The organism is Tolypothrix sp. PCC 7601, assembly GCF_025677855.1.
In the GTDB taxonomy this organism is placed as follows: Bacteria; Cyanobacteriota; Cyanobacteriia; order Cyanobacteriales; family Nostocaceae; genus Aulosira; species Aulosira diplosiphon.
Genome location: NZ_CP064879.1, coordinates 1 through 14,586, shown reverse-complemented (window position 1 = coordinate 14,586; position 14,586 = coordinate 1). Strand labels below are relative to the sequence as shown.

Genomic DNA, 14,586 nt, shown 5'->3' with positions numbered 1-14,586 from the left:
ATTACCTCCACAACAGGTTAATTCCGTAGAGATATAACGGAATACCCACAATAATGTTGAACGGGAATGTGACTGCTAAAGCGGTAGAAACGTACAGGCTAGGGTTGGCCTCTGGAACAGTCATCCGCATAGCTGCGGGAACAGCGATGTAAGAGGCACTGGCACACAAAACAGCAAACAATAAGGCATCTCCTCGAGGCATACCGATGAATTTGGAAATTGCCAATCCAATGCCTGCATTAACTATGGGAATTAGTATGGCAAATAAGATCAGGAAAAGTCCGGTTTTTTGCAAGTCTTTAATTCTTCTGGCGGCCACTAATCCCATATCTAATAAAAAGAAGGTGAGAACGCCATAAAACATTCCTTGGGTGAAAGGTTCTAGGACGTGCCAACCATGTTCTCCTGTCAAAACGCCAATCACCAGGCTACCTACCAACAGAAAAACGGAACTATTGAGAAATGCTTCTTGTAACACTTCTGGCCAAGAAAATTCCCGCTTTTCATCTACTGTGAATATATTCACCAGGATCAGACCCACAATGATGGCTGGAGATTCCATGAGAGCTAAAGCTGCTACCATGTAGCCATCAAAAGCAATACCAAGCTCGCTTAAAAAGGCACTAGCGGTGATGAAGGTGACAGCACTGATAGAACCATAAGTTGCAGCGATCGCAGCAGCATCGTAGGTATCCAGCTTGAGTTTTAAGATAAAAAAGGTGTAAATCGGAACAAAACAAGCCATCAACATGGCTGCCAAGAGCGTCAAAACGACTTCTTGAGTGATGCCACTTTTAATCAATTCTACTCCGCCTTTAAAACCAATCGCAAATAGCAGGTATAGCGAAAACAGTTTAGGTACAGGCGGCGGAATTTCTAAATCAGACTTGACAAAAACAGCTGTCATCCCTAAAAAGAAAAACAGGATGGGCGGATTTAGGATGTTGGATATGATCAAACTAGGATCCATATTCATCCCTCCTGATGCTGATAAAACCAACAATTAAAAAAACTTTGCATCTTTCAAAATTTAACGATTGACTCATGATGTATCGTGTATTGCTACCTCATGTCAATTGGGTGCGATCGCTCAATCTACTAAGCACACTTTTGTTTTTATAAATCTTAATTAATAATGCAAAAACTTTTATTTTTATGTAGTCAGAATCGCTTGCGAAGCCCTACCGCCGAAGTTATTTTTGCAGAATATGAAGAATTAGAAACCGACTCAGCAGGGCTGGATCATTATGCTGAAGTTCCAGTCTCCACAGAAGCGATCGCCTGGGCAGATATAATTTTTGTCATGGAAAAGTCACATAAACAAAAGCTAGCTAAGAATTTTCAGCCTTTTCTGAAGAACAAGCGAGTAATTTGTTTAGATATTCCCGATGAATATGAATATATGGAACCCGCTTTAATTGAGCTATTAAAAAAGAAAGTACTGCCTTTATTGGGTAAAAAGGATAATAGGTAAAAGGCAAAAGGGCAGGGAGATAAGAAGAAATTCCCATTACCCATTACCCATTACCATTCTTTCCAATTCCAAAGCTTCTCTTACCCTTTGATGCTCTATTTCAAGTTGCTCAACTAAATAAGCAGCATTATCCATACTTTCAGCTATACCAATCATTTCTAATTTTCGGCATAATTGAGCGAAAATGACAGCACCAATTGTCAAACTTGATGATATTAAAGAATGAGCAATTTGGCGAATTGCTAAAGTATTTTGTTGCTCAACTGCCTGAGAAATTGCTAATAGCTTTTGTGGTGTATCATCTAAATAACATTCAATTATCTCTACTAAAAGGTTAGTATCATCAATTGCTAACTCTTTTAAAGATTGAAAAGTTGTAGTATCGATAGCGGGTAACAGAGTTTCTGGAGAACTAATTTCTGGTTGGTTAAAAGTATTGATTTCTAAATTATTAATATCTTGATTAATCTTCGATGAATGTAAGGTTTTATAGTTGTCGAAAGCTTGGACAAGAGCCTCAGAACGAATTGGTTTAGTAATGTAGTCATTCATTCCGGCGCTGAGACATTCTTCTTTGTCGCCTTGCATAGCATGAGCTGTCATGGCAATAATCCAAGGTTGGCTTTGATCCACGCATTCTTGACGAATTTGGCGTGTTGTTTCTAATCCATCCATTTCTGGCATTTGTACATCCATAAAGACTAGATCGTAAGGTTGTCGGCGCAAAGCCGAGAGTGCTTCTAGCCCATTATTGGCGACATCAGCCTGATAACCTAAGCGCTCTAACATTTTTAAAGCTACCTTTTGGTTAAAAGTAATATCTTCGACCAATAAAATACTTAAGGGTAATTGTTGACTCAATTCAGAATCAAAGACTTGCGGTAGCGAAGATTGCACAGGTAAAACAGAAGTTTTTTGTCCTGTGAAGATGCAAATGCAGAGATCTAAAAAATGCGATCGCTTAATTGGTTTATTCAGAATACCGACAAAGTTGGATGTTGCTGGCTGTTCTGAGTTTGGTAATTCTCCCACAGAACTGAGCAACACTAGGGGTAAATCTTGACAGCCTGGTAAAGAGTGAATTTTTGCTGCCAGAGCTAAAGCATTCATTTGTAGCAGCTGCATATCTAAAATAGCTAAATCAAATTTTTCCCCGGAGGTAATATATTCCAATGCTTGCCAGGCTGAGGTTGCTGCACACACTTCCATACCCCAGCTTGAGGCTTGCAGGGTAATAATTTGGCGATTAGTTTCGTTGCAATCTACTATTAACAGTTTTTTGCCTGATAAATTTGGCTGCACAATATCAAGTTCAAATTTTTCAGAACTGGAAACTGCTTGTGCCACTATGGTGAAATAAAAGGTTGAACCGACTCCCACCTCGCTTTGTACCCACATGGTACCGCCCATAAATTCACTTAAGCGCTTGCTGATGGCTAAACCTAATCCTGTACCCCCATATTGGCGAGTCATGGATGCATCAACTTGGCTAAAAGGCTTAAAGAGTCGCTCCATTCTATCTTTAGGAATGCCAATACCTGTATCTTTAACAGCAAATTGAATTTGGTATTCTTGGGGACTGATTAACTGTTGGGCTGTGACATAAACTACAACTTCCCCTGCTTCTGTAAATTTGACTGCATTACCCAACAAATTGATTAAAGTTTGTCTGACTCTGGTGATATCCCCCATAATTGTGTTTGGGGTGTGGCTTTCCATCAAATAGGCTAAATTGATGCCTTTGGCATTAGCTTGCGGCGCAAGTAAATCTAAAGCTTCTTCGATACATTTATCTAACTTGAAAGCATGTCTCTCTAAGTCCAACTTGCCAGACTCAATCTTCGAGAAATCCAAAATATCATTGATGATGGCAAGTAAAGTATCGCTACTGCTACGAATAATTTCTAAAAATTCTCGTTGCTGGGGAGTAATTGTCATATCTAGCAGCAAGCCTGTTAAACCGATCACAGCATTCATCGGCGTGCGAATTTCATGGCTCATCATCGCTAAAAACTCGCTCTTGGCGCGGTTGGCAGCTTCTGCTTGCCGTTTGGCTTGCTCTAGGGCAAAGTTTTTTAACGTCAGTTCTTCTCGCTGGCGAGTTTCTTGTTCTAAAAGGTGAGCCTGCGCTAAGGCGATACCTAGTTGTGCAGCAACGGCTTCAAATAATTCAATTTCTTCCTGATTCCATTGCCGAACATGACTGTATTGATATAAGCTAATGCCGCCGTTCGGTTGTCCTTGATAGGAAGTGCGGACAGAAAGCAGGGATTTTAGTCCTGTGGCTTCGCATTTGAGGTTAGAGGCTTGGATTAATGGATCAGTGTAGACATTAGGAGAAGCGATCGCTCGATCCTGAGCAATGATCTGCTGAATATAGGGATTATTATCAATGGCAATCTCCATATCGAGCATGGATGTATAATCAGGTACGACATACTCTGCGACTACAGGAATTTGTGGTATAGGCTCACTAATGTAGGAGTGAATCAAACAACGATCAACAACAAATACTTTGCCAATTTGAGTAGCAGCTGTTTCAAATATTTCTTGGCTATCTAGACTATGGCGAATTTCTTGGGTGATTTTTTCTAATAGCAATGTGTGTTGTAATTGTTTTTGCAGAGCTTCTTCCGCAAGTTTACGTAAGCGCAGCTCGTTGTAAACATCGCTGATATCAACACAAGAACCGATATATCCAGCAAAGCTACCATCAGCATGAAAGCGTGGTATGCCTGTGTCTAAAATCCAACGGTATTCACCGTCAGCACGACGCAAACGGTACTCCATCTTAAAGGGTTGACGAGCATTAAATGCAGTCCAATAGGTATTGAAAGTGTTTTTTAAGTCATCAGGATGTATTCCTTTTGCCCAGCCATCCTTGAGTTCTTCTTCTAGAGTGCATCCGGTGAAATTTAACCAAGTTTGATTAAAAAAAGTACAATTTCCCTCAGTATCAACCACCCATAACAACACAGGCGCACTATCTGCCATAATGCGAAATCGCCCTTCGCTTTCTTTTAAAGCGGCTTCGATTTGTTTGCGATCGCTAATGTCGGTGTGAGAACCTACCATCCGCATGACATTTCCGACTTCATCCCAAAGCGCTTTTCCCCGATCCAGAATCCATTTATAACTCCCGTCCTTACATAGCATTCGATATTCGGTTATGTAAAAAGGAGTTGTTTTCGCAAAATGGTCATGAACAACCTGCGTTACATCTGGTAAATCCTCTGGATGCACTCGTTTTGACCATTCATCCAAATTATGAGAAATTTCGTGGTCTTGATACCCCAACATTTCTTTCCAGCGTACAGAGAAAAAGACTTCATTGGTTTTTAGGTTCCAGTCCCAAATACCATCATTATTTCCTTGTAGTGCTAATTGCCAACGTTCTTCTTTTTCTTTGAGTATTGCTTTTGCTTGATTTTGCTCCAGAATTTTCAGCGCTAGTTCTTGATTGATGATTGCAATCTGACGATTGCTCAACATGGCTACTTGAGCAAAATATACTAATAAGCTCATTGCACCAGCTAGCCATAAGCCAGCAAACAAAAGAATTTCTGGGATTGGGGAATGCAAGTTGGTTAATAAATCGGAAGTAGGATCAACCTTGATTCGCCAGTTCAACCCATAAAATTCTATCTTTTGTTCTGTTTGCCAGGAAAATAGCTCTGGTAGTTCTAAATCGTGGCTGTAAATCAACTCCTGACCATCAAATAACTTTAGTTTGTAACCTGATGGCAAATTTATAAATGATTCTAAAAAAGGTTGAATCTGCACAACGGCGACGATTAATCCCTCAAACTTATCTTCTTGAAAGATAGGTAGATATACGAAAAATCCTTTCTTACCAGGAGAGACATCGACTGTTTTAGTGAAAATAATTTGGCGGCGATCGCGAGCTGCTGTTAGCGCAGTTAGTTGTTGGGGTTGCTGACTAAGGTCGAGATTTTGTAGCGCTTCATTCCCCGCTAACGGCACAATTCGCTGTACCCGAAATGATGAGTCAACTAATGCGATCGCTTGATAGCCTGTAAAGTCATGCACATAGGCGGCTGCATCCACTTTCCATTCCTGTTGTGCAGCCACGCCACCAATTTGCCAGTGCTTTCTCATCCGCTGCAATGCTTGAATGCGACTTTGTAATTGGTTAGTCACTTGAGTTTGCACTGCGATCGCTTGCTGTTGAATCAGTTGCTCGACATTGTTTTTTTCTTGTGTTAATAATTTTTGCCAGAGTATAACAACCGCAACTGAGACCACAACACCAACTAACAATGAAAGCAATGCCTGTTTGCTGTAGCTTTTCACTGATTTTAACCAATGATATCCGTGCTGCCTCATTAATTAATCATCCTCTGGAACATCAATGCTTGTTCACTGCAAGAAATATAAGGAATAGGTGAAAAGTAATACTACTCGGTTGCAACTGATAATTTGATTTGGGGCAAAGGTGAAAGAATTATGGTTACAGGTATTTTATTTGCCTTTTTCCCATTAACCGATAAGTATTGAGCTAGGAGATGCTTCTGCTGATCAATTGGGTACTACCAACCTTTGGTGATTAAGAATGATACAAAATATTAGTTCTCATCAGTTTTAGTTTTAATTATGGAACTGGGTAATAGTAATCGTACAATTACGGAGTAAATACATATAGATGTAGTAAAGTTAAGGTTGTCTGACTATCTGAAGCAGAGGTGGCTGTGTTAATACTCATGACAGTTGGCAGTTTTAATAAAGTAGCGTTTTACCCAGATATTGGCTAAAAATGACTTTCCAATCACAAATAATTGCAGTGGTATTTCCTTTTCTGATAGCAAGTATCCTGTCACTATTGCTACGTACAAGCAAATATTAAGGCAACTTTTACAACAGATAAATTAGGAACTCAATATTTATATATAAATATTTATAAATTGATAAATATGTGGTTAGAAACTTTATTTTTAACAACTAGTTTGCTGTTACCAAATGAATCGTTAGCGACAACAAATCAGCAAAACTTATCATTAGTAGTACAAGCGCAGTTACCTAAACAGTCGATTATGCCAAAAGCTGCTTTAGAAAGACTTTTAACTACTGAGCCTGTAAAAGCTGAATGGTTTACTTCTGAGTTTGTAGCTCAAATACCGATAGCTCAAATTCAACAAGTTATAGCCAGCTTGAAACAGGGATTAGGCAATTATCAGAGAGTTGAAGAGCAAGGAAAAAACTACAAAGTTATATTTGCGCGTGGTTACGTACCTGCACAAATTGCCCTAGATGCCAATGGTAAAATTGCCATGCTCTTTTTTCAACCACCTGTACCTCAAGCCAAGAGTTTAGAGTCAGCGATCGCAGAATTTAAAACTTTCCCTGGAAAAGTCAGCTTTCTGGTTCTCGAAGGTAAATCAGAACGAGCAGCCTTAAATGCTACCACACCGCTAGGAGTGGGTTCCGCTTTTAAATTAGCAGTGTTGCAAACCCTCAAATCTCAAATTGCTACAGGTAAGCGATCGTGGCGGGATGTTGTGGAGTTACAACCAGCTTGGAAGAGTTTACCGTCAGGAATTTTGCAAACCTGGCCCGATCGCTCACTTTTAACTTTACAGACTTTAGCGGCGTTGATGATTTCTCAAAGTGACAATACCGCTACCGATAGCTTAATGAACATTTTGGGACGACAAGCTATTGAATCGCTCACACCCCACAATCGTCCTTTGTTGACTACTCGTGAGTTATTTTTGCTCAAAAGTGCGAGAAATCAAGATTTATTAAAACGTTATCGCAGTAGTAATGAAGCTCAAAAACGCGCAATTTTACAATCACTAGCGTCACAACCTATACCTACAGTCAGTGAATTTGAGGGAAATAAACCTATCCTTGACGTAGAGTGGTTTTTTACAGCTAAAGAACTGTGCGAACTGATGACACAAGTTACCGATTTACCTTTAATGAGTATTAATCCAGGAGTTGCTAAAGCCGAAGATTGGGAAAGGGTAGCATTTAAAGGTGGCTCAGAACCAGGGGTTTTAAATCTGACAACTTGGTTAAAAGCCAAAAACGGTAAGCAATATTGTGTGGCTGCTACCTGGAACAATAATGCACCCTTAGAAGAATCTCGGTTTTTTAATTTGTATAGTAGTGCGATCGCAGGACTAAAGTAAGACAATTTTAGATTTTGCGAAAAGTTGCAAGGAGGGTTTCCCTCCGTAGCAAACTTTTTAAGACGGATTTTGGATTGTCTAAGCATCAGATTTTATTTCTGAATGTAGTGGATTGACAAGACTAAAATAGTGCATAAAAAAACTCTTGTGAGATGGGTGTCTCACCCGTCCAGGGCGGACAAGATGTCCACCCCACAAGAAAAATTAGTGCAACATTTTAGCTATGTCAGTCCACTACGCAAGTAATACCAATTTGAAAAAAGAATGCCACAGATTGTAGGGGCACGGCGTTGCCCATTGGTGTCAACTTAAGCTAAAAGCGATATAGGGCAGGCGTTGTACAAATACCTCGCGCCCTCATCCCCTAACCCCTTCTCCCGCAGGAGAAGGGGAACTAAATCTCTTGCTCCCTTCTCCCTGTGGGAGAGGGGCTGGGGGTGAGGGCAAAAACCTTGCAACCAAGAGGGTTTTGCGTTAAGTTGACACTTATGAGCGTTGCCTTGCCCTCTAGAATATATTAATGTCTCGCCAGCATTATTTGAATTGGTATAATTTCAAAAATTAAATAATCAAATATGAATTTTATCTGAGTTTATCTAATTACATCACACCATAAAATGAGTAGAGAATTTAATTATTTATAATTGCAACCTCAGAAAGTAAAATCTAAAATTTAACCTTAATATTTCCCAACTCATTTTATGATGCAATATACTGATTATTGATCACTATCGTGATTTGCAGGTGTTTTAACTTGCAAATTATCACCCTGCTTTTTTACTGAAAAATCAGTCTCATTTTTGCTATTTTGAGCAAGACCCGCAGCACCAGCAATTGCTGTGCTTGCAAGTCCTAAACCAGCAGACTTATCGTTAGCATTAGATGAAACTAAAACAGTTACACCAATAACAGCGCCAACAGTAGCCATAAATATAGGGGTTATAGCCCGAATTAATTCTGGGGTAACATCTTTCATAGAGGTTTTATATGGGGTTAGTTGCTATCTAGATGTAGATACCCTCTATACAATTCAGATTCCAGAATTTATTTCATATTTTTTTAGCTAGCAAAATAACAACTATCCTACTAAATTTGACCAGATGCTAACTTTTGTAACCAATTTTGAGCTTCTGCGTATAACTTGAACTTGCTTTCATCAGCACGAAACTCTGAAGTATGAACCATCCTTCTACCATTCACCCATTTTGTGCCGTGGTGTTTGTGCAGTAACTCGTGAAATAACACAAATTCAATTACAAACTCAGGTATATTACCATCATCTAGAGTCAAACTCATCACTACTCTATCTCTAGCTGGCTCATAATGTCCGAACTTGCGGTAAGTATTAATTTTGCTCCATGCCAGACGTGGTTTCACAAGATTAGCAGCAAAATATTCTTGATTGATTTTGTCAAACAAATTATTTAAGTTATAAAAATTACCTTGGGGATTTTCTGCGATGACTTCAGCGATTAAATCTAGTGTGAGGATAACGCTACTATATTCTTCTGAGCTAGCAAAAGACCGAATTAGTTTTGTAGTTTCTTGATTTTTGCCAACAATTATAGATTTTACTACCGCTTCTAAAACTGCATCTGGTGCATTGATAAATCCTTCGCTAATTGTAATATGAGTAAATTTATGAGATTTTTTACCTTTATATAATCCTGCTAAATTAGTTAATTCTACCTTTAACTCTATAGATTCTTGTTTATCTAGTTTCAATACTTCTTGAGCTATTTGTCGCAGACGATAAGTACTATTAATGTGCAATTGTAAATTATATTCATCCGCTAAAAACTTGAGCCAAGAGTAAATCTGACGCGATGAACTAGCCAGATTAGCTGGTGTTGCTTGTTGAGCAATACAGATTTGTTCAATTCTGGTAACTGTTCTCGCAAAAATTTGAGTGAGTTTTTTTATTTCAGCAGAGTTTGGTGTATCAGTTGCAGCTAAATTAAAAATATTCTGTAAGATACTATTTTGTTGTGCTTTGATATTTTTGAGGCTAATAATTTTATTTGTCATTTGTCATTTGTTATTTGTCATTTTGTGACTGTAACCATAAGTTTGCCGGAGCGGCAGGTTTATGGTTTCAAACCCCGGAGCAGGTAAGGATGGAAAATTAGTTCTCATTTATGGGTGGCAGGAAATCAGAGGGCGTATTGGCAGCCAAATCATCGACATCATCAAACCACATACACTGCCAGACAAGCTTGTTGCTTTGATGAGAGTGCATAGGAGTAATCAAAAGCTGTCGCCAAAAATCAACGCTGTGAGTTTGTTCATTGGCTAGTTGGTTGAGTTTCTGGCTACCTAACCACAGATGACAGATTGAGCAATACCCTGGACGAGAATACCTGGATAATGGTGGAAATTTTTCGTGACAGTGAGGGCATTCCTCAATCAAGGGCTGATGGTCATGCTCAGGGCATTCCTCAATTGTGTTAACTAACCATAACAGTGGATTGTAGATGACTCGATTGTTGACAAACCAGTGGTCATAACATACGGGACACCAAGCTTGATGCAAACGCAAAATGCTAAACTCGAAAAAAATGCTGGCCCATTTTAATGGCCATAAACAAGATAAATCTTGACGCCAGGTCAATTCTTTTAGAGCTTGAATTAGAGTGGTAGCAATGTCAATTCTTTTTTCGTTGGTAGAGGTGAAAAAATCTTGATCTCTAAATAAATGATTAATGATGTTTATAGAACTAACACTGCTTCTTTTATGCCTCATCAATGGAATAACTTTTGATAAAACTAGTTCTCCGGTAGTTATCGTGTGACAGTCGGCAAGGCGAGCAATATATCCACTCAAGCTTTCGACATAGAGCGTACCGACACCGATTGGTTCGAGTGGGAATAATTGAGAGCGTTCTGGAATTGTTGGTTTTTTCTAGAGCCCAAAACTCATCTTCGGTATAATAATTAACTGACATCAAGATTAATTCCTACGGTATCTCTTTTAGCCTGACGTTTTCCCACACGACCTTTCGCTTGAGATGGTTGCTTCACATCTTCATTGGTCAAACTAAGTGCTACGGGAGCAACATCGTTGCGCCATCGCTTCTCTCCAGCTTGTGCTTCCTGTTCTATTTGCTGCCGCCGTGCTTTTGAGTATTCATTTTGTTGAATATACTTTATGTTGAGGGTTGTTGCATTCTCTGCCAAAGCATTTCGTAAAGCTTTTGTTAACCAAGTTTTAAGAAGACCAACACTACCAGATGAATAATCCAACAGATATTCATATTGTTCTACCAAGCAGGGCTCTTCAAGCAAAGGTAAATGCGCCTGAAATGTTCTGATAATCCGCATAAACTCAGCTATATCTTCTTTGTTATCTGTTGAGTAACGAGGTAAATGTATATCATCGCTGCGTCGGCTAACTTGACCACTGAGGTGACAACAGTTAAGTAAATCATAAGTACCAAATAAAATATGTACAACACCAGTGATGTTGGCAAGAGATTTTATCCAATTCATCTGATGTAACATTTGCTTTCCCCCAGCAACCATCAGCAAATGTTGGGCTTCGTCTATCATCAATGCTGTTAATTTATGGTGCCGCATAGATTTTTCTAAAGCACGACGCACCGTATCGGAACTTTTAGAAGCAAAGTATGTAGTAGAAAGAAACCCTGAATAATTTTGATAATTTAATGAACTATTTGTAGCAATTGAATCAAAAGAAATTTTTTTCTAAACATTCTAAAACGCGGAGGTAGTAATCTTTATAATTAAATTTTCCTCCTTCATTAGCAATTGCCTCAATACCTGCAACTGGAATTTGATAAATATGATTTTTCATAGATGCTAATGCACCTTCCATCAACAGTTTTTCAGCCCTTAGTCGTAAAGTGGTCTTACCTACTCCTGCTGGGCCAACAACAAAGAAAACACAAATATCTGTTGGTTGTTGAAGGTTGAGCAATAAAGTCTCTAAAGCTTGTTTTAATCGTAAGTGTCCAATTGTAATTCCTTGAAAATAGTTCAACCGTTCGGTTAATGATTGTTTCAGGAGTTCTTGTGGAAATGGACGGTTATGTTTTACTGCCATAACTCCTCTTGAGAGTAAGCTTGAATTTTTCCTAATTCTATTGCTGAAGTATTTAATTGATGTGTTTGTGATACTTCTTCTGTACTAATAGCTTCATCACTATCAACTGGACACTGAGTAAGAGTAGAGGATGTTTGTTTCCTACCATTTTTATATATTAAGTCTCGCAAATCAGTTGCAGCTAAATCATGAAGTCTTTGTGTCTGTAAAACTTCTTGAGCTTCTGCTGATTCTAAATACTGTGCAAGTTCTTTAGCTCTAATTGCTATTTTTTGATTATACTGATTTTTTTTGCTGTCGTAATTCAATACTTATCAGTCGAATTTCTTTTTTCAGAATGACCTTGTAAGGATGAATAATATTCAGATATACAGCGTACCCAATTACCTTTGACATACGCATAAGCAGTTCCTACATCAAATGGATCATATCTAACTTGTACTTGAGTACTTTCAACTTCAGGGTTAAGAAATGAATCATCAATTGACCAATAATAGATATAATTAATTTTTATCCCGAGTCTTGGTATTACTTTTGCACTTCCCTTTGCAGTTGAGGGCAAAGTAAAAATTTTAAAGTTTTCATCATCTAAAATTTTTTGTCCATAGCGCATCCCACTCTGATTCACACCTTTTGTAAATGCAGCATTGGGAGACATTCCCAGTGCCGGATGCTCTCTACTGTCATAAATTACATAAGCATATTTACAAAAATATTCATATAATTCTGGCAATGTCCAGACAGCTTGTACTTTTGGGTTATTTGTTTTATTTACCAAGCGTACTTGTTTAGTAATTTGAGTATTGCCTTTAAGGTTGTAAAAAAATTCTGTGTTACTTGTGCCGAAAAATCTTTCAATGAGTGAACCAAATCTAGGACTAGCAGATGGTCTTTGTTTTTTTGTGCAACTAAAGGCAGCTAGAAGTGTTTCAAAGTAAATACTGCCAAACTCTACACCATTATCCATTACTAATGTTTCTGGAAAGCGGCCAAATCTCTGCACACAAATTCGCAATACCATCATGCAGGAACGATACGATGGCGGGTCAAATGTTAAATAGATTGCGAAAATACGACGTGAGAAAGCATCAATGAGAATAGTTGCCCAAGGTCGGCCTAAAGGGCGCCCAGTGCGCGAACAAACTAACTCGATATCTAATTCTGTATGATCAATGTGGCAGATTTCAAATGGCCGACTCCCGTGAATAGGGGTGGAGAGCGTTAATTCGTGATAAAAAGGACTCTTTTGGTAAGCGGCTCTTGACCCTTGCCTATGGCGAGTTTGTCCTACTTTCTCTCGTTGATTAATGCGTTTACAGAAAGTGATCCGGCTAGGGCAAGGGTCTGTTTTTCCAGCTTTTTCCCATTCTCTAACCAGAATACCGTAAGTTGCTAGTTTTCCTCGCTGTTTGAGGTTCTCATAGTGCTGTTCAATAATTTGGTCAATAAACTCCCAAGTATCGGGTGAAAAGCGATCTACCCTGTTCCCTTTCTTGCCACGATTGGGTAGTAAGCCAATATAGCCCCAGCCATAATTATTCAGAGCCTGATGATATTTGGATTTCCAGCTACGAACTGTCCGCTCAGGTACAGAACTATTAATTGGCGGACTGCCATGTAAATATGGTTCAATAACTTTATAGCGGTAATTAGCTACTGCTAAATCCTCAGAACTAGCGCATTTGATCTGTTCCCAAATGTCTGTTGTTTTTGCAGATAATGGTTGAATATGAATGATTTCTTTTTGTGCAATTAGTGCATCAAAGTTTGCATGAGTTAACCCAATCAGTTCATTTTCGCTTTGAAGCGCAATCTTTGTGTCTCCGATTTGAATTACACACCAACTTTTACCATCCCAAACCAGCGTTGAACCAATTGCCACATCAATTCGTTGTCCACTGGCGATACGAGCAGAAGTCTTTTGAGCAATGATTAGATCATAAGTTGATGCCATTTCTTGGCTACTGAAAAGATGAACTTTTTCTGGCTCATTCAAAGCTACTGCTTTCAGGTCTACATATATTTGCTTTGTTCCAATCAAGGCATAGATATCATCTGCCCAATCGGTATTTGTTGATTCTAGTAGTTCTTTGAGGGTTACTCCAGGATTGGCATTAATACACTCAACAACTGTTTTTCTTACCTCTTTTTTAACTGTATTTTCTTGGTTGAAATAACCTTGAAGAAACTGATAGTTCTGGTAAGCAATCCAGTTGATTTCAAGATCTGTACGTAAATAATAGTACAGTCCCATTGCTTGAACTTTCATTTCTGCTGGTGGCGCGTGCCAACGACCTTCTTCGCTTTGCTGATAGCGTGTAGGTTGTTTTCTGGCTAGTATTTTGAGCCGCTCACTAGCTTTCCATTCTTCAAATCCCGCACTATTACGCCTCATTACCCAAAAATCCGGAGTATGAGATGTCACCACACAACGTCCGCTCAGGGAATGAAAAGATAAACTTAGACGAATTGGCTGGTCATAGTACTCTAATACATCTTCATCATTTTCGTACTCTACGATCGTTTAGCAGTTCTACTTTATGAGATTCAAACTGAATCGTTTTCCCCATTTTGCGACTTGGATAACTGCCGCAAACATTTTTCGCTCCGCCACCTACCTTCCTCACAGGTTCTGAATTCCGGATTTTTTTGCACTAGCTCTTTTGTCGTCTCTGGTAAACAAAGGCGGCGACACCAGTCTTCAAACTCTCGGTCGCTGAGCATAGGAAATACCGTAACTTTCGGCAGGTTTATGCTTGATTTTTATACTTTCGGCAAGCTTATCATTTCAAAACTCAACTTTTTCTATTTGGCTACTAAACGTAATAATCTACTTTTGGGCTATGTCTGCGGCAAGGTTATGGTTTCAAAAACGGCAAACTTTTGCTTACAGTGAC

11 protein-coding genes are annotated in these 14,586 nt (G+C 38.9%); 2 read left to right on the top strand and 9 right to left on the bottom strand.

Translation table 11 applies throughout. The annotated features are described in order from the left end of the window. Position 1 precedes the first annotated feature (1 nt). Positions 2 to 970: a sodium-dependent bicarbonate transport family permease gene (locus tag HG267_RS00055; RefSeq protein ID WP_045874604.1), complete on the bottom strand. Its 969-nt coding sequence runs from the start codon at positions 968 to 970 to the stop codon at positions 2 to 4. Between the two features lie 165 nt (positions 971 to 1,135). Between HG267_RS00055 and HG267_RS00050 the strand changes: the two genes are divergently transcribed. Continuing rightward, on the top strand, positions 1,136 to 1,474 hold the full coding sequence (locus HG267_RS00050) for a low molecular weight protein tyrosine phosphatase family protein (protein WP_045874603.1): 339 nt from the start codon (positions 1,136 to 1,138) through the stop codon (positions 1,472 to 1,474). A 36-nt stretch (positions 1,475 to 1,510) separates the two neighbouring features. Here HG267_RS00050 and HG267_RS00045 read toward each other — a convergent pair whose 3' ends face one another. After that, positions 1,511 to 5,821 (bottom strand): PAS domain-containing protein, encoded by a 4,311-nt coding sequence (locus HG267_RS00045; protein WP_096621651.1) that lies wholly within the window; start codon positions 5,819 to 5,821, stop codon positions 1,511 to 1,513. A gap of 584 nt (positions 5,822 to 6,405) precedes the next feature. On the opposite strand from HG267_RS00045, the gene HG267_RS00040 reads away from it, so the two are divergent. Beyond that, on the top strand, positions 6,406 to 7,626 hold the full coding sequence (locus tag HG267_RS00040; RefSeq protein ID WP_081584168.1) for a serine hydrolase: 1,221 nt from the start codon (positions 6,406 to 6,408) through the stop codon (positions 7,624 to 7,626). 718 nt (positions 7,627 to 8,344) lie between these two features. Here the strand turns inward: HG267_RS00040 and HG267_RS00035 are convergent. The 7 genes from HG267_RS00035 to HG267_RS00005 form a co-directional block, all read right to left on the bottom strand. Then, positions 8,345 to 8,602, bottom strand: coding sequence for a hypothetical protein (locus tag HG267_RS00035; RefSeq protein ID WP_045874600.1), 258 nt, complete (start codon positions 8,600 to 8,602; stop codon positions 8,345 to 8,347). Positions 8,603 to 8,712: 110 nt separating this feature from the next. Next, positions 8,713 to 9,654 carry a SprT-like family protein gene (locus tag HG267_RS00030; RefSeq protein ID WP_045874599.1) on the bottom strand — a complete coding sequence of 314 codons (942 nt, stop codon included), beginning with the start codon at positions 9,652 to 9,654 and terminating at the stop codon, positions 8,713 to 8,715. Positions 9,655 to 9,751: 97 nt separating this feature from the next. Continuing rightward, positions 9,752 to 10,480, bottom strand: a complete 729-nt coding sequence (locus HG267_RS00025) for a TniQ family protein (protein ID WP_263420084.1) — start codon at positions 10,478 to 10,480, stop codon at positions 9,752 to 9,754. Between the two features lie 80 nt (positions 10,481 to 10,560). Continuing rightward, the gene (locus tag HG267_RS00020) at positions 10,561 to 11,226 is read right to left on the bottom strand and encodes an AAA family ATPase (RefSeq protein WP_411863266.1); all 666 of its coding nucleotides are present in this window, start codon (positions 11,224 to 11,226) and stop codon (positions 10,561 to 10,563) included. Between the two features lie 88 nt (positions 11,227 to 11,314). Continuing rightward, entirely contained in the window at positions 11,315 to 11,689 is a 375-nt protein-coding gene (locus tag HG267_RS00015; protein WP_263420014.1) for a hypothetical protein, read from the bottom strand. After that, complete coding sequence (locus HG267_RS00010) at positions 11,680 to 11,997, bottom strand: hypothetical protein (protein WP_263420013.1); 318 nt, start codon at positions 11,995 to 11,997, stop codon at positions 11,680 to 11,682. Before HG267_RS00010 ends, HG267_RS00015 begins: the two co-directional genes overlap by 10 nt. Beyond that, positions 11,994 to 14,132: a TnsA endonuclease C-terminal domain-containing protein gene (locus HG267_RS00005; RefSeq protein ID WP_411863275.1), complete on the bottom strand. Its 2,139-nt coding sequence runs from the start codon at positions 14,130 to 14,132 to the stop codon at positions 11,994 to 11,996. The genes HG267_RS00010 and HG267_RS00005 overlap by 4 nt, the downstream gene beginning before the upstream one ends. Between the last annotated feature and the right edge of the window lie 454 nt (positions 14,133 to 14,586).